Raw genomic sequence first — 1023 nt, 5'->3', positions numbered from 1 at the left:
AGCAGGATTTCATATTTGTCGCAGATGCGCTGGATTTCCGGCCAGTAGCTGTCCGGCGGCACAATCACCCCGCCGGCACCCTGCACCGGCTCGGCAATAAAGGCGGCAACGCGGTCTTCGCCCAACTCCAGAATCGCCTCCTCCAGCTCGCGCGCGCGCTGCAACCCGAATTCCTCCTCCGGCATGTCGCCGCCTTCGGCCCACCAATGCGGCTGGTTGATATGGTGGATATCCGGGATCGGCAGGCCGCCCTGGGCGTGCATACCGCTCATCCCGCCCAAAGAACCACTGCCGACTGAGGAACCGTGATAAGCATTTTTGCGGCTGATGATGACGGATTTCGTCGGCTTGCCCTTCAGCGCCCAGTAGTGGCGCACCATGCGGATGTTGGTGTCATTGGCCTCGGAACCGGAGCCGGCAAAGAACACATTGTTCAGATCACCCGGCGCCAGTTCGGCAATCTTGGCTGCCAGCGCGATGGCCGGCACATGGGTGGTCTGGAAAAAGGTGTTGTAATAGGGCAGCTCGCGCATCTGGCGGGCGGCAACCTCGGCCAGCTCATCGCGGCCATAGCCGATATTGACGCACCACAGGCCAGCCATGGCGTCAAGGATCCGGTTGCCCTCGCTGTCGGTCAGATGCACGCCGTCTGCGCGGGTAATGATGCGCGCACCCTTCTGCGACAGTTCGCCATTGGCAGTGAACGGATGCATGTGATGGGCGGCGTCCAGCGCCTGCAGCTCGGCCGTCGGCATGTGGTTGGTGATAACGGTCATGGGACTCGCTCCTGAGAATGACTGATTGACACCAGAATATGATCAAATTCTCAGGTGTCAATCGAATCAGTTAGCGGCCTGCAGCCCCTGAACCACATGCTCCATGCCCTCGCAGACGTCCCGTTCCATCGCCAAAGCGGCCATTTCCGCGTCCTGCCGCCGCAGCGCGTCGAGGATGTCCTTGTGGCGGTCCGGAAAGCTTTGAGTGCCAAGCCGCCCGCTGACCACCCGCAACGAGGGGCCGAAG

Annotated in this window: 1 protein-coding gene and 1 pseudogene; both read right to left on the bottom strand. The window is 61.7% G+C overall.

The features are described 5' to 3' along the window. Window positions 1-776, bottom strand: a 776-nt coding sequence (locus A2I95_RS42175) for an aminotransferase class III-fold pyridoxal phosphate-dependent enzyme (RefSeq protein ID WP_291738188.1), incomplete at its 3' end; no start/stop codon positions are given. 66 nt (window positions 777-842) lie between these two features. Then, window positions 843-1023: pseudogene (locus A2I95_RS42170) on the bottom strand (GntR family transcriptional regulator); the annotation flags it as partial.

It is taken from the genome of Leisingera sp. F5, assembly GCF_001593695.1.
The sequence above is the reverse complement of the archived record's forward strand: the minus strand, read 5'-3'. Positions and strand labels throughout refer to the sequence as shown.